At 61.2% G+C, this 21,375-nt stretch carries 22 protein-coding genes and 1 pseudogene; 8 read left to right on the top strand and 15 right to left on the bottom strand.

What is annotated here, in order from left to right; genetic code table 11:
- Window positions 1-38: 38 nt before the first annotated feature.
- The 5 genes from AYR47_RS04395 to AYR47_RS04375 all read right to left on the bottom strand — a co-directional run bounded on the left by AYR47_RS04395 (window position 39) and on the right by AYR47_RS04375 (window position 2,968).
- A complete protein-coding gene (locus AYR47_RS04395) occupies window positions 39-425 on the bottom strand; it encodes a hypothetical protein (protein WP_061434418.1) in 387 nt (128 codons plus the stop codon).
- A gap of 124 nt (window positions 426-549) precedes the next feature.
- A complete protein-coding gene (locus AYR47_RS04390; RefSeq protein ID WP_061434416.1) occupies window positions 550-1,017 on the bottom strand; it encodes a hypothetical protein in 468 nt (155 codons plus the stop codon).
- A 115-nt stretch (window positions 1,018-1,132) separates the two neighbouring features.
- Window positions 1,133-1,591, bottom strand: a complete 459-nt coding sequence (locus tag AYR47_RS04385) for an anti-sigma factor domain-containing protein (RefSeq protein WP_033898056.1) — start codon at window positions 1,589-1,591, stop codon at window positions 1,133-1,135.
- Between the two features lie 76 nt (window positions 1,592-1,667).
- On the bottom strand, window positions 1,668-2,345 hold the full coding sequence (locus AYR47_RS04380) for an anti-sigma factor (RefSeq protein WP_061434414.1): 678 nt from the start codon (window positions 2,343-2,345) through the stop codon (window positions 1,668-1,670).
- On the bottom strand, window positions 2,342-2,968 hold the full coding sequence (locus AYR47_RS04375) for an RNA polymerase sigma factor (protein ID WP_033898060.1): 627 nt from the start codon (window positions 2,966-2,968) through the stop codon (window positions 2,342-2,344). The genes AYR47_RS04380 and AYR47_RS04375 overlap by 4 nt, the downstream gene beginning before the upstream one ends.
- Window positions 2,969-3,119: 151 nt before the next feature.
- Between AYR47_RS04375 and AYR47_RS04370 the strand changes: the two genes are divergently transcribed.
- Complete coding sequence (locus AYR47_RS04370; protein WP_033898061.1) at window positions 3,120-3,692, top strand: DUF2780 domain-containing protein; 573 nt, start codon at window positions 3,120-3,122, stop codon at window positions 3,690-3,692.
- Here the strand turns inward: AYR47_RS04370 and AYR47_RS04365 are convergent.
- Window positions 3,689-4,576, bottom strand: coding sequence for an acyltransferase (locus AYR47_RS04365; protein ID WP_061434412.1), 888 nt, complete (start codon window positions 4,574-4,576; stop codon window positions 3,689-3,691). The two genes, AYR47_RS04370 and AYR47_RS04365, sit on opposite strands and share 4 nt — an antisense overlap.
- Window positions 4,577-4,749: 173 nt before the next feature.
- Between AYR47_RS04365 and rloA2 the strand changes: the two genes are divergently transcribed.
- The 5 genes and pseudogenes from rloA2 to AYR47_RS33305 all read left to right on the top strand — a co-directional run.
- Entirely contained in the window at window positions 4,750-5,250 is a 501-nt protein-coding gene (gene rloA2 / locus AYR47_RS04360) for a retropepsin-like aspartic peptidase RloA2 (protein ID WP_033898063.1), read from the top strand.
- A gap of 9 nt (window positions 5,251-5,259) precedes the next feature.
- Complete coding sequence (gene creB, locus AYR47_RS04355) at window positions 5,260-5,928, top strand: two-component system response regulator CreB (RefSeq protein WP_033898064.1); 669 nt, start codon at window positions 5,260-5,262, stop codon at window positions 5,926-5,928.
- Window positions 5,928-7,367, top strand: a complete 1,440-nt coding sequence (gene creC, locus AYR47_RS04350) for a two-component system sensor histidine kinase CreC (RefSeq protein ID WP_061434406.1) — start codon at window positions 5,928-5,930, stop codon at window positions 7,365-7,367. The genes creB and creC overlap by 1 nt, the downstream gene beginning before the upstream one ends.
- Before the next feature lie 51 nt (window positions 7,368-7,418).
- Window positions 7,419-8,792, top strand: a complete 1,374-nt coding sequence (gene creD, locus AYR47_RS04345; protein ID WP_061434404.1) for a cell envelope integrity protein CreD — start codon at window positions 7,419-7,421, stop codon at window positions 8,790-8,792.
- Window positions 8,793-8,855: 63 nt separating this feature from the next.
- Window positions 8,856-8,958: pseudogene (locus AYR47_RS33305) on the top strand (N-acetyltransferase); the annotation flags it as partial.
- On the opposite strand, the gene AYR47_RS04340 reads toward AYR47_RS33305, so the two are convergent.
- The 8 genes from AYR47_RS04340 to AYR47_RS04310 form a co-directional block, all read right to left on the bottom strand.
- Window positions 8,958-9,587 (bottom strand): glutathione S-transferase N-terminal domain-containing protein, encoded by a 630-nt coding sequence (locus AYR47_RS04340; RefSeq protein ID WP_061434403.1) that lies wholly within the window; start codon window positions 9,585-9,587, stop codon window positions 8,958-8,960. The pseudogene AYR47_RS33305 and the gene AYR47_RS04340 overlap by 1 nt on opposite strands.
- Window positions 9,588-9,622: 35 nt before the next feature.
- A complete protein-coding gene (locus AYR47_RS32665; RefSeq protein ID WP_098467484.1) occupies window positions 9,623-9,799 on the bottom strand; it encodes a hypothetical protein in 177 nt (58 codons plus the stop codon).
- The gene (locus tag AYR47_RS04335) at window positions 9,796-10,899 is read right to left on the bottom strand and encodes a PepSY-associated TM helix domain-containing protein (protein ID WP_061434401.1); all 1,104 of its coding nucleotides are present in this window, start codon (window positions 10,897-10,899) and stop codon (window positions 9,796-9,798) included. The genes AYR47_RS32665 and AYR47_RS04335 overlap by 4 nt, the downstream gene beginning before the upstream one ends.
- Window positions 10,900-10,961: 62 nt before the next feature.
- Window positions 10,962-13,391, bottom strand: a complete 2,430-nt coding sequence (locus tag AYR47_RS04330) for a TonB-dependent siderophore receptor (RefSeq protein WP_061434399.1) — start codon at window positions 13,389-13,391, stop codon at window positions 10,962-10,964.
- A gap of 86 nt (window positions 13,392-13,477) precedes the next feature.
- Entirely contained in the window at window positions 13,478-14,458 is a 981-nt protein-coding gene (locus AYR47_RS04325) for a FecR domain-containing protein (RefSeq protein ID WP_061434397.1), read from the bottom strand.
- Window positions 14,455-14,973 (bottom strand): RNA polymerase sigma factor, encoded by a 519-nt coding sequence (locus AYR47_RS04320; protein WP_016977831.1) that lies wholly within the window; start codon window positions 14,971-14,973, stop codon window positions 14,455-14,457. Before AYR47_RS04320 ends, AYR47_RS04325 begins: the two co-directional genes overlap by 4 nt.
- Window positions 14,974-15,073: 100 nt before the next feature.
- Window positions 15,074-15,781, bottom strand: coding sequence for a 3'-5' exonuclease (locus tag AYR47_RS04315; RefSeq protein WP_061434395.1), 708 nt, complete (start codon window positions 15,779-15,781; stop codon window positions 15,074-15,076).
- A complete protein-coding gene (locus AYR47_RS04310) occupies window positions 15,778-17,700 on the bottom strand; it encodes a putative nucleotidyltransferase substrate binding domain-containing protein (RefSeq protein ID WP_208603925.1) in 1,923 nt (640 codons plus the stop codon). Before AYR47_RS04310 ends, AYR47_RS04315 begins: the two co-directional genes overlap by 4 nt.
- 246 nt (window positions 17,701-17,946) lie before the next feature.
- Between AYR47_RS04310 and AYR47_RS04305 the strand changes: the two genes are divergently transcribed.
- Together AYR47_RS04305 and AYR47_RS04300 are read left to right on the top strand one after the other, a co-directional pair.
- Window positions 17,947-18,393: a response regulator gene (locus AYR47_RS04305; protein ID WP_025857000.1), complete on the top strand. Its 447-nt coding sequence runs from the start codon at window positions 17,947-17,949 to the stop codon at window positions 18,391-18,393.
- A gap of 119 nt (window positions 18,394-18,512) precedes the next feature.
- The gene (locus AYR47_RS04300) at window positions 18,513-18,956 is read left to right on the top strand and encodes a hypothetical protein (protein ID WP_033898072.1); all 444 of its coding nucleotides are present in this window, start codon (window positions 18,513-18,515) and stop codon (window positions 18,954-18,956) included.
- A 51-nt stretch (window positions 18,957-19,007) separates the two neighbouring features.
- Here AYR47_RS04300 and AYR47_RS04295 read toward each other — a convergent pair whose 3' ends face one another.
- Complete coding sequence (locus tag AYR47_RS04295; RefSeq protein WP_061434391.1) at window positions 19,008-21,185, bottom strand: malate synthase G; 2,178 nt, start codon at window positions 21,183-21,185, stop codon at window positions 19,008-19,010.
- Between the last annotated feature and the right edge of the window lie 190 nt (window positions 21,186-21,375).

Raw genomic sequence — 21,375 nt, 5'->3', positions numbered from 1 at the left:
GAAAAAATGGCGACCCCGGAGGTCGCCATTTTTATGGGTTACTTGATGGTCGTGAGTCGCAGATAGGGATCGGCCACCTCACCGTTCTTGATCAGGCGCTTGCCGCCGTAGTCGCAATGAATCTTGCCGTTGCGTTCATTGATGGCCTCGGCCTTCAGCTCGTACTCCGGGGCCAGGTAGTCATCCTGGGTGGCTGCCGTTTGCCCTGTCCACGACTTGCCGTTGGTGGTGGCAGTGTATTGATAACCCTCGCCATAGGGCGCTGGAAGGTCAGGGTCTGTGTAGGGTTTGGATTGGATGTCACGGGGGGCGGGGCATTGGTCGATGCCGGTGGCTTGGGGCCGTGAAGACTGGGCTTGGCTGCGAGCTGGTAAATGGTTGAGTGCGCTGAAGGCAGCATAAAAATTGGGTATCAATCCGATCATGATCGTTACAGCTCCTTGTTTTATGGCTGAGCCTTCCCTTTGAATGGGAAGGCTGCCTTGGGTGGGCTGTCAGAGTCGTTCGGTTCCGCTATAACCTGGACCGCTGGTTGCGGATTAGCGGACGTTAGCTGTCGGAATTATCCGTGGCGCCAGAGGCTGTTTTGGCTATGACCTCATACTCAACGTGTATCCCATGGAACGCGTGGATGACGATCGGGGCATGACTGTTGTAGGGGAAGCGATTGTCGCGAAGGGCTATATCGAAGACTTCCGCGCGCAACGTACGGGTCGCACAGGCCATTGCGGTTTGTCCAGAAACGGGTCGGTCGATGAAGTAGTAGCCCGCAGGTGCCTTTATCAGGCTGCTGGAGGGCGGTGTGTAGCGGTTGCACTCATCGCGAAAGTCTATGAGTTTTGCCTTGATGACGACTTCAAACTCATCTTCATTCTCTCGGCTTTCCAGGTTGAAAATGAATTTTGTGTAAGCCCTTTCTACGGGGAAGTCCTGCGGCGCAACCAGGGTTCGACCGTTGCTCAGGGCGTGCAAGGTTGCAGCGAAGGTTTCAATGAATAAGGTGGAAAAGAGTTCCATGTTGCCTCTCGGTTAAATGATGGTTGAGAGGGACATTTTTCCTGAGGCAAGATGGCGTGATGGGGTAGTTATATCTAGCTCCTATGCATCGTGGCGAGCAACGCGGGACGTCGACTCAGCGAGCAGCCAACGCCCCCTGATAAACCGTCGGCCCCGTCGGCTGCTTGCTCAACGACCCACCCTTGGTCTCCGAACTCACCATCAACTCTACCGGCTTACGGATGCTTTTCTGCTGGCGCGGGTTGAGTCCGATAATGCCTTTGCCATCTTCCGGCAATAGCCCCAGTGAAACCGGCGCACCACCTTCGGGCATGGCCCACAGTTCCAGGCTGCGATCCGGCTCAGGCGCCGCCGTGGCGATCGGTTCGACTTCGAGGTAATCCTTGTGCGCCCTGATTTGCGCGGCCGGCTGCTGGGCAGTGGTCACCAGCGTGGCGGCGGACTTGACGTTGTCCTGGGTGTAGAGCGCGCCGCCGAGGCCGGCGACGATGGCCATGCAGACGCCGATAAACACACGTGGGCGGCTCCAGAATGGGGGCTTTTGCTCAATCACTTGGGGGCGGGTCGCGCTCATGGGGCTATTCCTGACAAGGCTTTCAGTCCTGTCATGGACCCTGGTTTGCACGATGGGTTCCTGGCCCCGGTTCAGCTCAAAGTGATGCCAATTGGCCCTGATACAGCACCGGTCCGGTAGGTTGGCCGGTCGGTGAGCCGCCGTGCGGCTCCAGGCTCACGGCCAGGGTCAGCGGCGCGCTGAGTAACGCACGCTGTGTCTCGCTCAGTTGAATCCGGCCTTTGCCTGCGGCGGGCAGCAAGCCCAGTGAGATGGGTTTGCCACCCGGCGCAATCGCCCACAGTTCCAGGCTCAACGTCGGTGCTATCGCGGCCAGTGTCAGGGGTTCCACTTGCAGGTGGTCGGCGAACGCGCTGATCTGCAGCGCGGGTTGTTGGTTGGCGTTGACCAGGGTGGCGTTGTACGCCACCCCTGTGTCGCGTTGGTACAGCACACCGACGGTGACGGCGACGACCACTGCGCAGGCGGCGGCCAGGACGCGGAGGTTTTTCCAGAACGCTTGCTTCGTCGGCACATGTAGCACCTGCGGCTCGATGCGTGCCTTGATGCCTGCCCACACGTGTTCCGGAACGGGTCGCTCAGGCAGGGCACCGGTCAGGCTGGCGAGCGCGTCCTGCCAATGGCCGAGTTCCATTCGCAGCGCGGCATCCTCCAGCAACAGCGCATCAAAGCGCCGACGCGCGGTAGCGGGCATCAGCCCGATGGCGTAGTCGGCGGCCAGGGCGCGGCGCAGGGCGGTGGTCTGGTAGTTCATGATTCAAGGCACCTGCGCAGGCGTTCCATGCCGCGGCGGATCCAGGATTTGACCGAACCCAGGGGCGCTGCCAACTGCGTGGCCAGCTCCGAGCACGACAGGCCCTGGAAGTACGCCACGCTGATCGACCGGCGTTGCATGCCGTCGAGGGTGTCCAGGCAGCGGTTCAGGGCATGGGCTTGGCGTTCATGGTCGAGTTGGTCGTGGGCGCTGGGGGCGTCATCGATCAAGGCGTCTTGCTGACCATCGGCCAGCGGCTGTTCGCGGTGTTTGCGCAACTGGTCGATGGCCAGGTTGCGGGTGATGTTGACCATCCAGGTCATCGGCGCCGCCAGGTGCGCCTCGTAGCGCGAAGCGTTGTACCAGATGCGTACGAAGGCTTCCTGCAGCACTTCTTCGGCCAGGTCCGTGCGGCCCATGAAGCGCAGGGCCACACCGTGCAGGCGCGGCGAAACGCTGCGGTAGAGGGTTTCGAACGCTTGGCGGTTACCCAGGGCACATTGCGCCAGCAAAGGGCGCAAGGGGTCAGCATCATCGGCGCTAATAGGGCTTCTCCAGACCCTCGTTCGAGGGTGACGGGACGGCACGCGGTAAGCGGAGGGTAGTTCAGCCTGGGCATTCATTCCATCCAACTCCGAGCGGCGTATGCAGGCTATACGCGGGCCGAGGCCATTCGGATGCAGAAAAATCTGAACTAACCTTGGTGTGGGAACAATCGTTCCGGACTGTCAGTCAAACGCCTGCTTTTAGCTCTTACACCCAGAGGTTGTTTCGATGAAGATTTCACGCGGTTTCGCCCTTTCCTGCCTGATGACCCTGGCAGCCGCCCCGGTGTTCGCCGCAGGCTTCAGCCTTGGCGACGCAGCCAATGCGATTTCCGGCATGCAGGGTGGCAACAACAAGGCAGCCGCTGCCGCCCCGTCTTCCGAGACGGCCGGCCTGTTAAGCGCACTGACCTCGCAACTGAATATCACCCCCGAACAAGCGGTCGGCGGTACAGGCGCCATGCTCGGCCTGGCCAAGAACAAGCTGAGCGGCAACGATTATTCGCAGTTGGGCAACAGCGTGCCGGGCCTCGACCAGTTGTCGGGCAACAACGCATTGGGCAGCCTCGGCGCCTTGAGCGGGATGCTCGGCCAGACCGGCGGCAGCAAGACCAGCGGCCTGGATGGCCTGTTGGGTAATGTGAAAAGCACCAACGACCTGAACACCGCCTTCAGCGCCTTGGGCATGGACAGCGGCATGGTCGGCCAGTTTGCCCCGGTCATCCTGCAATACCTGGGCGGCCAGGGTGCCAGCAGCTCGGTGCTGGGCAAACTGGCCCAGGCCTGGGGCACTGGCAGTTAAGAGCGCTCCGCGCGCAGTTGCTCGATGCGCGCGTCCTTCTCCATCCAGAGTTGGTTCACCCAGTTCTGGATGGTCTGGCGAAACGCCGGATCATTCTCGTAATCCCCTTGCCACAATGCCGGATCCAGTTCGCGGGTGCGGATATCAATGATCACCTTGGGCACCGCGCCACTGATCAAATCCCAGAACCCCGGAATCCTGTGCTGTGGATAGACCACGGTCACGTCGAGCACGGCATCCAGTTGTTCACCCATCGCCGCTAATACAAACGCCACGCCGCCCGCCTTGGGCTTGAGCAAGCGAGTGAAGGGTGAGCCCTGCTGCTTGCGCTTGGTTTCGTTGAAACGCGTGCCTTCCAGATAATTGACCACCGTCACCGGTTGGCGCTTGAACAGCTCGCAGGCCTCCTTGGTGATTTTTAAATCCTGCCCCGCGAGTTCCGGGTGCTTGGCCAGGAAGGCCTTGCTGTAGCGCTTCATGAAGGGGTAATCCAATGCCCACCAGGCCAGGCCGAGGAAGGGCACCCAGATCAGCTCTTTTTTCAGGAAGAATTTGAAGAACGGCGTGCGGCGGTTGAGGGCCTGGATCAGCGCCGGGATATCCACCCAGGATTGGTGGTTGCTGATCACCAGGTAGGACGTATCGCCCCGCAGGTCTTCGCCACCGCGAATATCCCATTGGGTCGGGATGCACAGCGCGAAAATCAGCTTGTCGATCTCGGCCCAGGTCTCGGCGATCCACATCACCGCCCAGGACATGTAGTCACGCGAGCGCCCAGGGGCCACCAGCTTGAGCAGGGCAAACACCATCAACGGCCCGATCAGGACCAGGGTGTTGAGCAGCAGTAGCAATGAGACAAAACAGCCGGTGAGCAGGCGGCGCATAAGCAACTCTTGGAGTCCGGTGGGCGGGCCATCATAAGAGAGGTGAGTCTAGAGACCAAATCGCAAATCACCGTACGAATGTTTCACAATGTGCCGGTTATGCTGGGGCGAGCTAACTAAGTGCTGCCTTTGCGGTCTAGAATCCGCCTACTTCTTTCCGAGGAAATCACTTCGTGAAACTGCTCCTTGCCTCTCTCGCCCTGGCTGCCCTGCCGGTCATGGCCGCCGAACCGACCCTCTACGGTCGCTACGAATACATCCAGTTGCCGGAGATCGGCGAAACCTTCAAGGCCAAGATGGACACCGGCGCGCTGACTGCTTCGCTGTCGGCCCGCGACATCGAGACCTTCACCCGTGACGGCGACGATTGGGTGCGCTTCCGCCTCGGCGGCAAAGACGCCTCCAACAAAGTCTACGAACACAAGGTGTCGCGCATCAGCAAGATCAAGAGCCGCGCCGACGAAGACGACGACAAAGACGAAGCCACCGTGGCCAAGCGCCCGGTGATCGACCTGGAAATGTGCCTGGGCGACGTCAAGCGCACCGTCGAGGTCAACCTCACCGACCGCAGCAGCTTCAACTACCCGTTGCTGATCGGCGCCAAGGCCCTGCGTGAATTTGGCGCTGCGGTAAACCCGGCCCGTCGTTACACTGCCGACAAACCGGACTGCTGACGGACCTACATGCCGCATATCCTGATTGTCGAAGACGAAGCGGCGATTGCCGACACGCTGATCTTCGCCCTGCAAGGCGAGGGCTTCACCACCACCTGGCTGACCCTCGGCCAGGCGGCGCTGGAGCATCAGCGCCAGACCCCCGCCGACCTGATTATCCTCGACATCGGCCTGCCGGATATCACCGGCTTTGAAACCTGCAAGCAACTGCGCCGGTTCAGCGAAGTGCCTGTCATGTTTCTCAGCGCGCGGGATGGCGAGATCGACCGCGTGGTGGGGCTGGAGATCGGCGCCGACGATTATGTGGTCAAGCCCTTCAGCCCACGGGAGGTGACGGCGCGGGTCCGGGCGATCCTGAAACGCATTGGCCCAGGTGCTGCGCCGGCCGTGTTCCAGGTGGATCTGGAGCGCATGCAGATCAGCTATCGCGGCCAGCCGTTGAGCCTTACACGCCATGAATTTCGCCTGCTGCAAAGCCTGCTGGAACAGCCCGAGCGTGTGTTCAGCCGCGAGCAACTGTTGGACGCGGTGGGCGTGGCGGCGGATGCGGGTTACGAGCGCAATATCGACAGCCATATCAAAAGCCTGCGCAGCAAATTGCGCAGCGTGGCTGCCGATGCCGAGCCGATCCAGACCCATCGTGGCCTCGGCTACAGCTACAGCCCGAGCAACAGCTGATGCGCCTGGGGCTGCGGATTTTCCTGGTGTATGCGCTGTTTATCGGCCTGACTGGCTACTTCGTGCTTAGCACCGTGATGAAGGAAATCCGCCCTGGCGTGCGCCAGTCCACCGAAGAAACCCTGGTGGATACCGCCAACCTGTTGGCCGAGATCGTGCGCAGTGACGTAAAGAACGGCACTCTCGGCCAGAGCCACTGGCCGGAGCTGCTCAAGGCCTATGGCAACCGCCAGCCGGGCGCGACCATCTGGGGCTTGCCGAAGAACCAGGTCAACCACCGTATCTACGTAACCGATGCCAAGGGCACCGTGTTGCTCGACTCTACGGGCGAAGCGGTGGGGCAAGACTATTCGAAGTGGAACGACGTCTACCTGACCCTGCGTGGCGAGTATGGCGCGCGCTCTACCCGTAGCGAACTGGATGACCCCGCCTCGTCGGTGATGCACGTGGGCGCGCCGATCCGTGACAATGGCCAGATCATCGGCGTGGTCACCGTGGCCAAGCCGAACAGTTCATTGCAGCCTTATGTCGACCGCACCGAGCGCCGCCTGCTGTGGTACGGCGCGGGCCTGGTGATTCTGGGCCTGCTGCTGGGCGCACTGCTGTCTTGGTGGCTGAGCGTGGCGCTGCGCCGTCTGACCGCCTACGCCGAAGCCGTCAGCGAGGGGCGGCGTGCCGAGCTGCCCCATTACCGTGGCGGTGAACTCAAGCAGCTGTCCACCGCCGTCGAGCACATGCGCACGCAGTTGGAAGGCAAGGCCTACGTCGAACATTACGTACACACCCTGACCCACGAATTGAAGAGCCCATTGGCCGCGATCCGCGGTGCGGCGGAGCTGTTGCAGGGTGAGATGACCCGCGAGCAACAGCAGCGCTTCGTCAGCAACATCGACAGCGAAAGCGCGCGTCTGCAGCAGCTGATCGAGCGCCTGCTGAACCTGGCGCAGGTCGAACAGCGTCAGGGCCTGGAAGAGCAGGCGAGTATCCCGCTGGCGGCGATGGTCGATGAAGTGCTCAAGGCTCAGTGCGCGCGGATTGAAGGCGCCGGGTTGCAGGTCGAGCAGTCGATTGCGGCGGATGTGAAGGTGTACGGTGAACCCTTCCTGCTGCGTCAGGCTCTGGGCAACCTGCTGGATAACGCCTTGGACTTCACACCGCCCGGCGGCCTGTTGAAGTTCAGCGCACAGACGCGACACAACGACGTGCAAGTCAGCCTGTTCAACCAGGCCGCACCGATTCCCGACTACGCCCTGCCGCGCCTGAGCGAGCGTTTCTACTCGCTGCCACGCCCGGCCAGTGGGCGCAAAAGCACGGGGCTGGGCCTCAACTTTGTCGAGGAAGTGATGAAATTGCACGGCGGCGCATTGCAGATCGGCAATGTCGACGGCGGCGTGCAGGTGGTACTGCATCTCCACACAGTCTCCACATTGCCCACATAAATCGCCCACACGGGCTGCCCAGACTCTCCCCATCAAAACAGGGAGAGACCCATGAACCGCAGCCTGCTTTTCAAACTTGGCGCGATTGCGCTGCTGATGCTGGTATTGCTGATTCCATTGCTGATGATCAACGGCATCATCGCCGACCGCCAGTTCACGCGTGATCAGGTGTTGGATGACATTGCCCGCAGCTCCAGCTACAGCCAGCGCCTCACCGGCCCGGTGATGGTGGTGCCTTATCGCAAGACCGTGCGCGAGTGGAAGCTCAATGAAAAGCTCAATAAACGCTACGAAGTCACCCGGGAAGAGCGCGGTCGTCTGTATTTCCTGCCGGATCGATTTGAACTCGACGGCAAAGTGCAAACCGAACTGCGTGCGCGGGGCATCTACCAGGCGCGGCTGTTCCATGCCGACAACCGCATCAGCGGGCGTTTCGAGCTGCCTGCGCAATTGGGCATTACGGAGAATTTTGCCGATTACCGTTTTGAGCCGGCGTTTCTGGCGGTGGGCATCAGCGATATTCGCGGCATCGAGAACGCGCTGAAACTGGAGCTGGGCAGCCAGCAACTGGAGTTCGAGCCCGGCTCCCAGGTGGACTGGCTGGGTGAGGGCGTGCACGTGACACTGCCGGAGCACGACAGCAAAAAGCCCAACGTCGTGGACTTCGCCTTCGACCTGCGCCTGCAAGGCACCGAGCAACTGCAAGTGGTGCCGGTGGGCAAGACCAGCCAGGTGTCACTCGCTTCCAACTGGCCACATCCCAGCTTCATCGGCAATTTCCTGCCGGCACAACGTGAGATTACCGATAAGGGTTTTACCGCTAATTGGCAGACCTCGTTCTTCTCCACCAACCTTGAACAAGCCCTGCAAACCTGTCTGGACAAGCAGGGCTGTGAAGACTTCAACAACCGCAGCTTCGGCGTGAACTTCATCGACCCGGTGGACCAGTACCTCAAGAGCGATCGTGCGATCAAATACGCGCTGCTGTTCATCGCCCTGACCTTCGCCGGCTTCTTCCTGTTCGAAGTGCTCAAGAGCCTGGCGGTGCATCCAATCCAATACGCGTTGGTGGGGTTTGCGCTGGCGTTGTTCTACCTGTTGTTGCTGTCGTTGTCCGAGCACATCGGGTTCGCCCTGGCTTACCTCATCTCTGCCAGCGCCTGTGTGTTGTTGATTGGCTTCTATGTGTGCCACGTGCTGCGCAGCGTCGCTCACGGGCTGGGGTTTTCAGCGGGGTTGGCGGCGTTGTATGGCTTGTTGTACGGGCTGTTGAGTGCCGAGGATTACGCGTTGCTGATGGGCTCGTTGCTGCTGTTCGGCCTGCTGGGCACGGTGATGGTGCTGACACGCAAGTTGGATTGGTATGGCGTGGGCAAGCGCAAGGCGGTTGAGCCTTTGGAGTTTGACCTGGAGGCGGTGCAATGATCGGGTTGCGGGAGGATAGGCTGGAGCGGGAAAAATTGGTGCTACGGATTAATCAGCTATTTTCTGTGGCGAGGGAGCTTGCTCCCGCTGGGCCGCGAAGCGGCCCCAAAGAATGGGCCTGCTACGCAGTCCAACGGGAGCAAGCTCCCTCGCCACAGTAAAATCTTACACCGGGGGTTGGGTCTGTTGCATCGAAGGCCGCTGGCTGACCTCGGCATACCAGGCGGCAAGCTGCGGGTTATCCAGGCGCCATTGCATGTCCGGATGGCGGAAGTCGAGGTAACCCAAGGCGCAGGCCACGCTGATGGCGGCGATGTCGAAGTGGCTGGTCAGTTCGGCAATCGCATCCGCCTCCAATTCAGAGAGGCTGCGGCGGATCTTGTTGCGCTGCTCATCGAGCCACTGGTCCCAGTGCTTTTCGGCTGGACGCAGGGCCGTTTCGTAGCGCACCAACACGGCGGCATCCATGATGCCGTCGGCCATCGAGGCCAGGGTCAGGCGGCGCCAGCGGGCCGAGCCGTCGCGGGGAATCAGTGGGTTACCGACGTGCTGGTGATCGAAGTAATCGAGGATCACCCGGCTGTCGTGCAATACCGTGCCATCGGCCAGGCGCAGGGCCGGGATCTTGCCCACGGGGTTGCCTTGCACCACCTGCGCATCCGGGTTGACCGGGGTCGGCATGCAGCCGTGCAGCGCGACGCGGTCCTGCTGGCCGGTTTCAGCCAGCAGCACGCGCACCTTACGCACGAAGGGGGAAGCGGGGTTGTGGAACAAGGTCATGCTGGGAGCGGACATGGGCATTCCTCAAGAAAGGGCCGGGCTAATCTATCTCACCGCTTGAGCAAGGCCCAAGTGCCAATTGCAGCGGGAATGCCCAAGCCGACCCAACTGAGCGAATCCCACAGCCCGTCCCCCAGCAACGCCGCAAACAACCCGGCCGCGCTGAGCAGGCCGATCCCCAGCGGGATACCAAACACTTTCCAGAAGTTCGATTGACGCGGCTTCATGCCTTGCCCGCCTTGCGCCGCACCATCCACAAGTAAATCCCACTGACCAGCACGATGATGGTCAGCACATCCAGCGCTGCCCAAAGGACTTTCATCGGCATGCCGCCGTAGTCACCGAAGTGCAGCGGCTGGGACATGCCCATGGCGTCCATGTACCACGGCCGTTTGGCGATGGCGGTGACAGCGAGGGTGCTGGCGTCGATCAGCACCGGCGTGAGCAGGTGCGAGGTCAGGTGGGTGCTGCCCTTCATGAACACGGCGTAGTGGTGCTCGCTGGAAAAGCGCGTGCCGGGGAAGGCGATGAAGTCCGGCTCCATGCCGGGGGCGGCCTTGGCGGCGATGGTCAGCAGTTCGGTAGCCGGTGCGCGCTGGGTCAGCGGCGGGGCGTTTTTGTAGGGCTCGATCATGGCGCTTAGACTGTCCTGGCGCCAGGCGGCGATGATCAGGTCGGCGCAGGCGCTGATCACGCCGGTCACGCCCACCACCAAGGCCCAGGTCAGGGTGACCACGCCGATCAGGTTATGCAGGTCGAGCCAGCGCAGGCGCGTGGATTTGTCCTGGCGCACCGTGGCGAACTTCAGGCGACGCATGAACGGCAGGTACAGCACCGTGCCCGAGATAATCGCCAGCACAAACAGAATGCCCATGAACGCCAGCAGCAACTTGCCCGGCAGGCCGGCGAACATGTCCACGTGCAGGCGCAGCAGAAACAAGGTGAATCCACCGTTGGCCGCCGGGGTTTCCACGGCTTCACCGGTGCGCGCATCAAGCATGAAGGTGTGGGACGCGTTGGGCTCGGTGCCAGCGGTGGCGGCCATGATCGCGATCACGCCGTTCTTGTCATCCTCGTCCCAGGCCAGGTATTGCAGGGCATCGCCGGGGCGATGGGCCTGGGCGGCGCTGACGAGTTGTTCGAGGTTGAGCTGCGGCGTGTCAGCAGGCATTTGCGCCAGTTCCGGCTCGTTGCCCAGCAGATGATCGATCTCATGGTGAAACACCAACGGCAGGCCAGTGAGCGCGAGCAGCAGCAGGAATACCGTGCAGATCAGGCTGGTCCAAGTGTGGATGAAGGACCAGCGGCGGATGGTTTTGCTTTTCATTTTTTCAACCTTCAGACACACCAAAGCCGCCCACGGGGGCGGCCTGGGGTTAACTCAGCCGATTACCACTGGTAGGTGGCGCTGGCGACGACGCTGCGTTGGTCGCCGAAGTAGCAGTAGTTGCCATCGCAGGTCGACAGGTAGTCCTTGTTGAACAGGTTGGTGGCATTCAACTTGACCGATGCGCCTTTGAGGCTGTTGTCCAGGCGGCCCAGGTCGTAATGCACCGAACCGTCGAACACGGTATAGGCGTTGGCCTTGCCGAGCCAGGTGTTGGCCTGGTCGCCGTAGGTGTTGCCGGTGTAGCGCGCGCCGAAGCCGATGCCGAAGCCATCGAGCGGGCCAGTGTGCCACGTGTAGTCAGTCCACAGCGAGGCTTGCTGGTTAGGCATCAACGTTAGGCGGTTGCCTTTGTAGATGCCCTTTTGCACCTCGGATTTGGCCAAGGTGTAGGCGGCGATGACTTTGAGGTTCTCGGTCACGTCAGACACGGCTTCCAGCTCCAGGCCCTTGACCTTCACTTCGCCGGTCTGGCTGTTGATTTGCTGGCCCCCTGCGCCGAGCGTCGTGACCTGCACGTTTTTCTGGGTCAGGTCGTACACCGCTGCGCTCAGCAACGTGTTGGAGCCGGGCGGCTGATACTTGACGCCCATTTCCCACTGCTTGCCTTCCGTCGGTTTGAAGGTCTTGGTGGCATTGGTATCGGCGTTGCTCGCCGGCTGGAAGGACTCGGCGTAGGACAAGTACGGTACGAAGCCCGAGTCGAACACGTAGCTCAGCGCCGCGTTGCCGCTGAAATGCTTGATGCGGTCGGTGTTGGTCGCGTCGTTATCGTTGAAGTACGTGGTGCCCTGATGCACCCAGTCTTCACGCCCGCCCAGGGTCAGGCGCCATTTGTCCAAGGCCATCTGGTCCTGCACGTAGAGGCCGGTTTGCACGGTTTTCTGGTTGTAGTCGTAGAAAGGCCGCACGCCGGTTGGGCGCAGCGTCGGCGTGGTGTTGATCGGGTTGAAGATGTTGATGTTTGACGCGGTTCCGTAAATCGCACGGTAGGACGTGTCGGTGCGTTGGTGATCCAGGCCGAGCAACAGGGTGTGGATAACGTCGCCCGTGGCGAAATCCGCCTGGAAATTGTTATCCACCGCGAACTGGCCAATGCTTTCGTTGACGTTGGTGGTCGAGCGGCTGATATCGCCCGCGGCATTTGCCGGGGAAAATGCATAGGAGCCGACGGTCAACTGCCGGAAGTCCAGTTCCGACTTGGTGTAGCGCAGGTTCTGCTTGAACTGCCAGGTGTCGTTGAAACGGTGTTCGAACGCATAGCCCAGCGCGTAGTAGGTGCGATCGTAGAACTCGTAGTCCGGGTCGCCCAGGTTCTTGTGGTGGGAAACGTCACCCAGCGGCGACTTGATCTTGGTGCCCTGGATCGGCATGAACTGGCTGGTCGTGCCGGTATCGTCCCGCGTGAACTGCGACAAGAAGGTCAGCTTGGTATCCGGATCGATGTTCCACGTCAGGCTTGGCGCAAGGTTGTAGCGCTTGTTGTCGATGTGGTCGACCTGAGTGCCGGCGTCGCGCACCACGCCGCTGAGGCCGTAGAGGAACTGGCCGTCATCGTCGATCTTGCCGGTGCTGGCGAAGTTGATCTGACGGTAGTTATCGCTGCCGTATTGCACCTGGACGGCGTGGCTCGACTCCTCGCTGGGACGGCGGCTGACCATGTCTAACAGGCCGCCCGGCGGGGTCTGGCCGTATACCGAGGAGGCCGGGCCGCGCAGCAGGGCGAGGCGGTCGAGGTTCCAGGTCTCAGCCTTCGGGTTGGCGTACACGCCACGCGGCAGCGGCAGGCCGTCGAGGAACTGGGTGGGTTCGAAACCGCGCACACGCATCCAGTCGTAGCGGGTGTCGCTGCCGTAGCTGGCGGACACGATGCCCGGCATGTACTTGACGGCGTCATCCAGGTTTTGCACGTTGCGGTCTTGCATCTGCTCGCGGGTGGCGACCGAGATCGAACGCGGTGCCTCGACCAGCGCGGTGTCGGTCTTGGTGCCGGCGGCGGTGCGCTTGGCCAGGTAACCGTCGACCGGGCCCCAGGCGCTTTCATAGCTGTCCTGGCCGGTGATGTTGGTGGTCGGCAACGCCACGACGCCTTCTGGAATCGCCACCAGGGTGTAGGTCCCCGCCGTACTCTGCTCAAGCTGCAACCCCGTGCCACGCAGTGCTTCACGCAGCGCGCCCGGAGCATCGAACTGGCCCTTGACCGGCGCCGAGGTCTTGCCCGACGCCAAGGCCGGGCTGAGGGTCAGCGCCAGGCCGCCCTGGCTGGCGATCTGGTTCAGGGTGGTGGCCAGGGGGGCCGCCGGCAGATTGTAGGTGCGCACGCTGGACGCCTGTTCCGCGGCGATCAGCGAAGTGCTGGCCAGCGGGGCGCTGAGGGCAATCGCCACGGCTAACAGGCTGGGGCGCAACAAGGTGTCTAGCGTGCGGGACATAGGGCGGCTCCTGAATGGAAATATTTCGCAATTGCCTAGGTGCCGAACGAGAATCGAAAAGTGATAGGGCAGGATGAAAATATTTTTTATTTGGCCGCGGGTGCCTTGCCGATCACGGTCACCCACCACGGCGTGTGCTGCTCGATCTGCACCGGCAGCGTCGGCAGCAGCGCGTTGAGCGCCAGCGTGGTGTCGTGCAGCGGGAAGCTGCCAGTGATGCGCAGGTCAGCGACGTGTTTATCCACCCCCAGGTAACCGGTGCGGTAACGGCTGAGCTCCGCAACCACATCGCCCAGGCGCGCGTTGTCGACTACCAGCATGCCGCGCGTCCAGGCGTCGGTGGCGGGGGTGACGGCAAGCGCAGGGCCGAGACCATCGCTGCGCATCAGCACTTGCTGGCCTTCCTTGAAGATCTGTTCCTGATTCAGCGCTTCGGGCTGGGCGGCCACGGCCGATTGCAGCACGCTCAAGCGCGTAGCGTCGTCTTCGCGCCTGACGATAAACCGCGTACCCAGCGCCCGCAGGCTGCCGTCGCGGGTTTGCACATAGAATGGCCGCGCATCGTTGTGGCCGGTCTCGACCAGGATTTCGCCTTCCTGCAACACGATCAGTCGGCGTTTTTCGTCAAAACGCACGTCGATGGCGCTGTGGGTGTTGAGGTTGATCAGCGTGCCGTCCGCCAGCTTCAGCGTGCGCTGCTCGCCGGTGGCGGTGCGTTGGTCGGCCAGCCAATAGTGGATCGGCACATAGCGTTCACCGGCAAACAGCGCCAGGCCAATCACCAGCGCGATGCTGGCAAGGCCACTGCCCAGCTTGCGCACGCGCTGGCGAATGCCTTCACGCGATTGCAGCAACGCCGCCCGCGCCGGGCCCGAGGCTACGCTGAAACGCTGGTCGAGCATGCCCAACTGGCGCCAGGCGCGGACGTGTTCTTCGTCGCTGGCCAGCCATTTATCGAATTCTTCACGCTCAATTACGCTGCCGTCGCCCGAGTCGAGGGACAGCTGCCACGCAATCGCCGCATCCAGCACGCGGGCCGAGACGGGTTTGGAGCTGATCACCGTCACAGCGGCTCGCCATACAGCGCGATGTAGCACTGGCGAATGCCCTGGGCCAAGTACTGGCGCACGCGGGGTACCGACACGCCGAGGCGTTGGGCGATTTCGGCGTGGCCCATGCCGTCGAGGCGGTTATAGAGGAAGGCGGCGCGGGCCTTGCTCGACAGCTTGCCGAGCAGGCGGTCGATGGCCTTGAGGTCTTCGAGGATCAGTTGCTGTTCTTCCGGCGACGGGTGTTCGCTTTCCGGGATCAGCATCAGTTCAGTGAGGTACGCCTGTTCCAGGGCCGCGCGACGGAAGTAGTCGAACAACAAGCCCTTGGCGATTGCCACCAGGAACGCCCTTGGTTCGCGGGGTTCACGCAACTCATCACGGCCGAGCAGGCGCATGAAGGTGTCCTGGCTCAGGTCTTCGGCGCGGCTTGGGCAGGCCACGTTGCGTCGAAGCCAGGCCAACAGCCAGCCACGATGGTCGCGATACAACGCGCCAACAAGCTCACTGTGTGGGTTCTGGATCGACGACAAGGCATCACCTGGTAAACGCGATGTTTAAACTAACGAGAATTATTCGCGATTGTGTCAGAGCCGTGGAGTGGGCGCAATTGGCGTCTGTCGGGAGATGACATTAAAACGATGGCGCGTGTTGACGCCGTTTCCATTGGCTCAAACGCTCTTGCAACGCCTGTGTCGTGTCGATGTGTTGCTGGCGCGCGCGGCTGAACAGGATCAGCATCAGCTCCGCCGTGGCCAGGGCATCGGCGCTGGCGTGGTGGCGCTCGCCCACATGCAGGTGGAAGTGGTTGATCCAGTCGTCCAACCCGGCCTCGCGAATATGCGCATCCGGGCACAGCAGCGGGGCAATGTCTGCAACATCGAGAAACGGATGGGCCAGGCGATAACCCAGGCTGTCCTTGAGCGCCCGGCACAGCATGTGTTGATCGAACGGCGCATGGAAGGCAAGCAATGGGCTGTCGCCCACAAAGTCCATGAAGTCCAGTAACGCATCGACCGGATCGCTGCCGGCGGCAATCGCACTGGGGCCGAGGCCGTGGATCAACACGCTGGGGCTGAGTTTGGTTTCGGTCCGTTGCAGCGTGCGTTCGAACAGTTGCGAGAAATCCACCGCGCCATCTTCGATCACCACCGCGCCAATCGACAGCACCTGGTCACGGTTGAGGTTGAGGCCGCTGGTTTCCAGGTCCACCACCACCCAGCGCTGGTTGCGCAGGGTGACGTCGCCCAGCGGTGTGGGTTTGCGCAGTTGCGCCAGGCGCTGCTGTTGCGCGCTGTCGAGCCCGGGCGCTTTCTTACGCAGCCAGTTGAACAAGCTCACAGCTGATACCGCAATGTCAGGCTGCTTTGCAGGCGCTGGGCCTGGCGCAGGGATTCACGCAGGATGCGCCGGTCCAGATGATTGAGGCTGTCCGGGTCGACACGGTTGGAATACGGCTGATTCTCGCGGGTTTGCAGTTGGTGCTGCTGCATGCGGGTCTGCTGGATAAAGTGGTAGGCCTCTTCATACGCCGCGCCGTCCAGGGGCTCGATCACCTCCTTGAACACTAACTGGCGCAGGCGCTCCAGGGTGTTGTTGGCGTGGATGCCATTGGCCAGGGCCAACAGGCGCGCGCCGTCGACAAAAGGGGTCAGGCCCTGCACCTTGAGGTCGAGCGTGGCTTTTTCGCCGCCTTTACGCGTGAGTACAAATTCGCGGAAACGTCCTACGGGCGGCCGCTGGCGCAACGCGTTTTCGGCCAACATGCGTTGAAACAACCGGTTGTCCGCCACCTGGTCGAGAATACCTTGGCGCAATTGCTCGCAGCCGCGTTCATCGCCCCACACCACACGCAGATCGAAATAGATGCTGGAACCCAGCAGATTCTCCGGCGTGGCTTCGCGGATAAACGCTGCAAACCGTCGCGCCCATTCCGCCCGTGACAGGCACAGCTCCGGGTTGCCGGCCATGATGTTGCCTTTGCACAGGCTGAACCCACACAGCGCCAGGCTCTGGTTGATCTGCTGCGCCAGCGGCAACAACCGGCCTCGGATCGCCGCGGCTTCGGCCGCGTCCTTGGCATCAAACAGGATGCCGTTGTCCTGATCGGTGTACAGGGTCTGCTCGCGGCGGCCTTCGCTGCCAAAGCACAACCAACTGAAGGGCACGCCGGGGTCGCCTTTTTCGGCCAGGGTCAGCTCGATCACCCGGCACACGGTGTGATCGTTGAGCAGCGTAATGATGTGGGTGATCTGGGTGGACGAGGCACCATGGGCCAGCATGCGTTCGACCAACTGGCCGATCTCGCCGCGAATCGCCACCAGATTGTCCACCTTCGGCGCATTGCGGATGGTGCGCGCCAGGTGCACCAGGTCCACCCGTTGCAGGGAAAACAGATCGCGCTCGGACACCACGCCGCACAGGCGCTGGTCCTTGACCAGGCAGACGTGGGCAATATGCCGCTCGGTCATGGCGATCGCGGCGTCGAAGGCGCTGTGGTCCGGCGTCAGGAAGAACGGTGCCTGGGTCATATGCCCTTCGATGGCCTGGCTGAAATCGCTGGTGCCATCGGCCACCACCTGGCGCAGGTCGCGCAGGGTGAAAATCCCCAGGGGCGCCTTGTGTTCATCCACGATCACGATGCTGCCGACCTGTTGCTCATGCATCAGCGTGACGGCTTCGCGCAGCGGCGTGGCGGGGCTGCACGTGACGGGGTGGCGCATGGCCAATTCACCGAGCCGCGTGTTCAGGGAATATTGAGTGCCGAGGGTTTCCACGGCTTTTTGCTGCACCTGCTGATTCACCTGATCCAACAGGCTGCTGACGCCGCGCAGGGCAAAATCGCGAAACGGGCTGGAGAGTGCAAACAGCTTGATGAACGCCGGTTTGTTCAGTTGCAGGCAGAAGGTGTCTTCGGCGGCCTTGTGCTCGGTGCGCGTCGCGCGTTCGCCCAACAGTGCGGCGAGGGGGAAGCATTCGCCAGTGGTGATTTCAAACGTGGTTTCGGCGCTGTCTGGCCGCTCACCGACCACCCGGCCCTGCTTGACGATATAAAAGTGCTCCACCGGCCCGCCCGACGGTTTGAGGATGCTGTCGCCGGGGCCATAGAAGCGTAACTGGCACTGTTCCACCAAAAACGCCAAGTGGGCGTTTTCCATCTGGTTGAACGGCGGGAAGCGTTGCAGGAACTGCAGGGTGCCGTGGATATTTTGCAACACAGCAGTTTTCCCCGCCTGGGCGAAGGCATCAGCTTTACTCATAACAATGACCGCAGTTTTTTTGTCGTTATCGTCCCTCATGGTCGACTCCTGCGCAGCGGGTGCCCATTGGACGTAAGTCTAGGTCGATACAAACGGCACACACCTAGGGAAAAACCTTACATGACTATCGTCCAAAACCCGTAGAACGCCCACTAGGCAAACTTTCCGACGAAGTGCACATTGATCGCCCTTCCGCAGATGTCTGACGAGTGTGCTGGGAGATTGATGAGAACTGCTGAGAACCGTATGTCCGACCACGATATTTTGAGTGATGCCGAGCGCGAGGCGCTGAGCGCCGTGATGCTGGAGCCTGATTTACCGCCACAACGCGTGTTGATCGTCGACGACGACAAGGACGCACGCGAACTGCTGGCGGAAATCCTGGGGCTGGACGGTATTCGCTGCATGACCGCCGACAGTGGTGAGGCGGCGTGGGATTTGTTGAAGTCGAGCAGCTCCATCGGTTTGCTGATCACTGACCTGCGCATGGCGCCCAGCAATGGCCTGGAACTCATCCGACAAGTGCGTGAGTCCACCCGTGCGGCGCTACCGATCATCATCATGTCGGGGGATGCCGAAGCGCCGGACGTGATCGATGCGATGCATTTGAGTGTGGTGGATTTTTTGTTGAAGCCAATTGATAGCGTGAAGTTGGCGAAGATGGTGAAGCGGGAGTTGGGGATGGCGCAGTAGGTAACGTCTGTCGGGACTGTCATTTATGACAGTAGGCGTGTAGGCGGAATTATTGTTCAGTGGTATGGAGAGCACTTTGCAAGACTGGTGCCTCGAAACCCTTTGAACAGGAGTTCGTCATGAGTACCAAGCCATTTGAAGTAGAAGACAAAGATCTAAATGAGGCCAGGGCCAAAGCGCAGACGGGTAATTCCTACGTCCTCGTACTTGAACAAAATACACCGCGCTTTTTCGTCGCCAATGAGGTTTTCGGGTATTTGTCATGGACTGCCATATTGGGAGCCGACCCAGAGCGTATTCAGATCGACTATGGACACAACGTTCCGAATGGCATCCATGTATTCGAGGTCGCTCCAAACCCGGGCGGTTGGGCGAATATGACGTATCGAGATCTCAACGGCGTGCTGCATTCCAGCCCTGTGTCGGGGCAGATTTTCTTGTCTGTTGTTCGTCCTGAATTCGGTACAAGCTATCAGCACACCGGCATCTTGCTGAATGTTCGATTTGGGTCCGGTAGCACTGAGGTCGTAATCAATGGGACGTTCGTGAACAATTCGGACTGACTTGGCCTGCAATGAAAAAAGCCCCGGTCTCTCGACCGGGGCTCTTTTCATTTACAGGCCATTCTTGGCCTTGAACTCCCGACGCCTACGATGCAACACCGGCTCGGTATAGCCATTCGGCTGCTTGGTCCCTTCAATCACCAGCTCCACCGCTGCCTGGAACGCGATGTTGCTGTCGAAATCCGGTGCCAGTGGACGGTACAACTTATCCCCAGCGTTCTGACGGTCCACCACCGGCGCCATGCGCTTGAGGCTTTCCATCACCTGGTCTTGGTTGACGATGCCGTGGCGCAGCCAGTTGGCGATGTGCTGGCTGGAGATGCGCAGGGTGGCGCGGTCTTCCATCAGGCCCACATCGTTGATGTCCGGCACTTTCGAGCAACCGACGCCTTGGTCGATCCAACGGACCACATAACCGAGGATGCCTTGGGCGTTGTTGTCCAGTTCGTTGCGGATCTCTTCGTCGGACCAATCGGTATTGCTGGCCAGAGGAATGGTCAGGATGTCGTCCACGGACGCACGCTCGCGCTTGGCCAGTTCGGCCTGGCGGGCGAATACGTCAACCTTGTGATAATGCAACACGTGCAGGGCTGCCGCTGTAGGCGACGGCACCCAGGCGGTGTTAGCGCCGGCCAGTGGGTGGGCGATTTTCTGTTCGAGCATCGCCGCCATCAGGTCGGGCATGGCCCACATGCCTTTACCGATCTGCGCGCGACCTTGCAGACCGGTGCTCAGGCCGATATCGACGTTCCAGTTTTCGTAGGCGCCGATCCATTTTTCCGCCTTCATCGCGGCCTTGCGCACCATCGCGCCGGCTTCCATGGAGGTGTGGATCTCGTCGCCGGTACGGTCGAGGAAGCCGGTGTTGATAAACACCACGCGCTCGCTGGCCGCCTTGATGCAGGCCTTGAGGTTGACCGTGGTGCGGCGCTCCTCGTCCATGATCCCGACTTTCAGCGTGTTGCGCGGCAGCTTCAGCACGTCTTCGATGCGGCCGAACAGCTCGTTGGTGAACGCAGCTTCTTCCGGGCCGTGCATCTTCGGCTTAACGATGTACACCGAACCGGTGCGGCTGTTCTTGCGGCTGTTGTTGCCGTTGAGGCTGTGGGTCGCGGCGAGGCTGGTGACCAGGCCGTCGAGGATGCCTTCCGGCACTTCGTTGCCGTCTTTGTCGAGGATCGCATCGATGGTCATCAGGTGACCCACGTTGCGCACGAACAACAGCGAGCGACCGTGCAGCGTCACGTCCTGGCCATCCACGCCGGTATAAACGCGGTCGGCGTTCATGGTGCGGGTGAAGGTCTTGCCGCCCTTGGCCACTTCTTCGGCCAGGTCGCCCTTCATCAGGCCGAGCCAGTTGCGGTAGATCACCACTTTGTCATCGGCATCGACGGCGGCGACGGAGTCTTCGCAGTCCATGATGGTGGTCAGCGCGGCTTCCATCAGCACGTCTTTGACGCCGGCGGCATCGGTCTGCCCGACCGGGGTGCTGGCGTCGATCTGGATTTCGAAGTGCAGGCCGTTGTGTTTCAGCAGGATCGCAATCGGCTCGGCCGCAGGGCCCTGGAAACCGATCAACTGTGCGTCGTCGCGCAGGCCGCTGTTGCTGCCGCCCTTGAGGCTGACGATCAGCGTGCCGTCGACGATCTTGTAGCCGGTGGAATCGACGTGGCTGCCGGCGCTGAGCGGTGCGGCCTCATCGAGGAAGGCGCGGGCGAAGGCGATGACCTTGTCGCCACGCACTTTGTTGTAGCCCTGGCCCTTTTCGGCGCCGTCGGCTTCGCTGATGGCGTCGGTGCCATACAGCGCGTCGTACAGCGAGCCCCAGCGCGCATTCGAGGCGTTGAGGGCGAAGCGGGCGTTCATCACCGGCACTACCAGCTGCGGGCCGGCCATGCGGGCGATCTCGTCATCGACGTTTTGGGTCGTGGCCTGGAAGTCCACGGCTTCTGGCAGCAGGTATCCAATGTCTTGCAGGAAGGCTTTGTAGGCCACCGGGTCGTGCGCCTGGCCGGCATGAGTCTGGTGCCAGGTATCGATCCGCGCTTGGAAATCGTCGCGTTTGGCGAGTAGGGCTTTGTTCTTCGGGGCCAGGTCATGGATGACCTTGTCGGCACCGGCCCAGAACTGGTCGGCAGTAATGCCGGTGCCGGGAATGGCTTCGTTGTTCACGAAGTCGAACAGGACTTTGGCGACCTGCAGGCCACCGACTTGAACGTGTTCAGTCATTGCTTGCCTCACTCTGCACAGCTTAAGCGCTTTTTAGATTTTCATTATGTAGTGCCAGGTTGCGCATACTACATGATGACTTGCGGTTGTGAAAATTAGACTAAATACGTCGTTTAGCGACCCACTTTGGTCGTACGGTCACAGCGGAGAACCGGATGTTCTCAAAAAACTATTGGATTGTTCCAGATAA

It is taken from the genome of Pseudomonas azotoformans, assembly GCF_001579805.1.
Classification (GTDB): domain Bacteria; phylum Pseudomonadota; class Gammaproteobacteria; order Pseudomonadales; family Pseudomonadaceae; genus Aquipseudomonas; species Aquipseudomonas azotoformans_A.
This window is presented reverse-complemented; position numbering and strand designations above follow the sequence as displayed.

Bases quoted from the DNA above. Each gene is read 5' to 3' on its own strand.
- AYR47_RS04395 (WP_061434418.1), bottom strand. From the start codon at position 425: ATGATCGGATTGATACCCAATTTTTATGCTGCCTTCAGCGCACTCAAC.
- AYR47_RS04390 (WP_061434416.1), bottom strand. From the start codon at position 1,017: ATGGAACTCTTTTCCACCTTATTCATTGAAACCTTCGCTGCAACCTTG.
- AYR47_RS04385 (WP_033898056.1), bottom strand. From the start codon at position 1,591: ATGAGCGCGACCCGCCCCCAAGTGATTGAGCAAAAGCCCCCATTCTGG.
- AYR47_RS04380 (WP_061434414.1), bottom strand. From the start codon at position 2,345: ATGAACTACCAGACCACCGCCCTGCGCCGCGCCCTGGCCGCCGACTAC.
- AYR47_RS04375 (WP_033898060.1), bottom strand. From the start codon at position 2,968: ATGAATGCCCAGGCTGAACTACCCTCCGCTTACCGCGTGCCGTCCCGT.
- AYR47_RS04370 (WP_033898061.1), top strand. From the start codon at position 3,120: ATGAAGATTTCACGCGGTTTCGCCCTTTCCTGCCTGATGACCCTGGCA.
- AYR47_RS04365 (WP_061434412.1), bottom strand. From the start codon at position 4,576: ATGCGCCGCCTGCTCACCGGCTGTTTTGTCTCATTGCTACTGCTGCTC.
- creB (WP_033898064.1), top strand. From the start codon at position 5,260: ATGCCGCATATCCTGATTGTCGAAGACGAAGCGGCGATTGCCGACACG.
- creC (WP_061434406.1), top strand. From the start codon at position 5,928: ATGCGCCTGGGGCTGCGGATTTTCCTGGTGTATGCGCTGTTTATCGGC.
- creD (WP_061434404.1), top strand. From the start codon at position 7,419: ATGAACCGCAGCCTGCTTTTCAAACTTGGCGCGATTGCGCTGCTGATG.
- AYR47_RS04340 (WP_061434403.1), bottom strand. From the start codon at position 9,587: ATGTCCGCTCCCAGCATGACCTTGTTCCACAACCCCGCTTCCCCCTTC.
- AYR47_RS32665 (WP_098467484.1), bottom strand. From the start codon at position 9,799: ATGAAGCCGCGTCAATCGAACTTCTGGAAAGTGTTTGGTATCCCGCTG.
- AYR47_RS04335 (WP_061434401.1), bottom strand. From the start codon at position 10,899: ATGAAAAGCAAAACCATCCGCCGCTGGTCCTTCATCCACACTTGGACC.
- AYR47_RS04330 (WP_061434399.1), bottom strand. From the start codon at position 13,391: ATGTCCCGCACGCTAGACACCTTGTTGCGCCCCAGCCTGTTAGCCGTG.
- AYR47_RS04310 (WP_208603925.1), bottom strand. From the start codon at position 17,700: ATGAGTAAAGCTGATGCCTTCGCCCAGGCGGGGAAAACTGCTGTGTTG.
- AYR47_RS04305 (WP_025857000.1), top strand. From the start codon at position 17,947: ATGTCCGACCACGATATTTTGAGTGATGCCGAGCGCGAGGCGCTGAGC.
- AYR47_RS04300 (WP_033898072.1), top strand. From the start codon at position 18,513: ATGAGTACCAAGCCATTTGAAGTAGAAGACAAAGATCTAAATGAGGCC.
- AYR47_RS04295 (WP_061434391.1), bottom strand. From the start codon at position 21,185: ATGACTGAACACGTTCAAGTCGGTGGCCTGCAGGTCGCCAAAGTCCTG.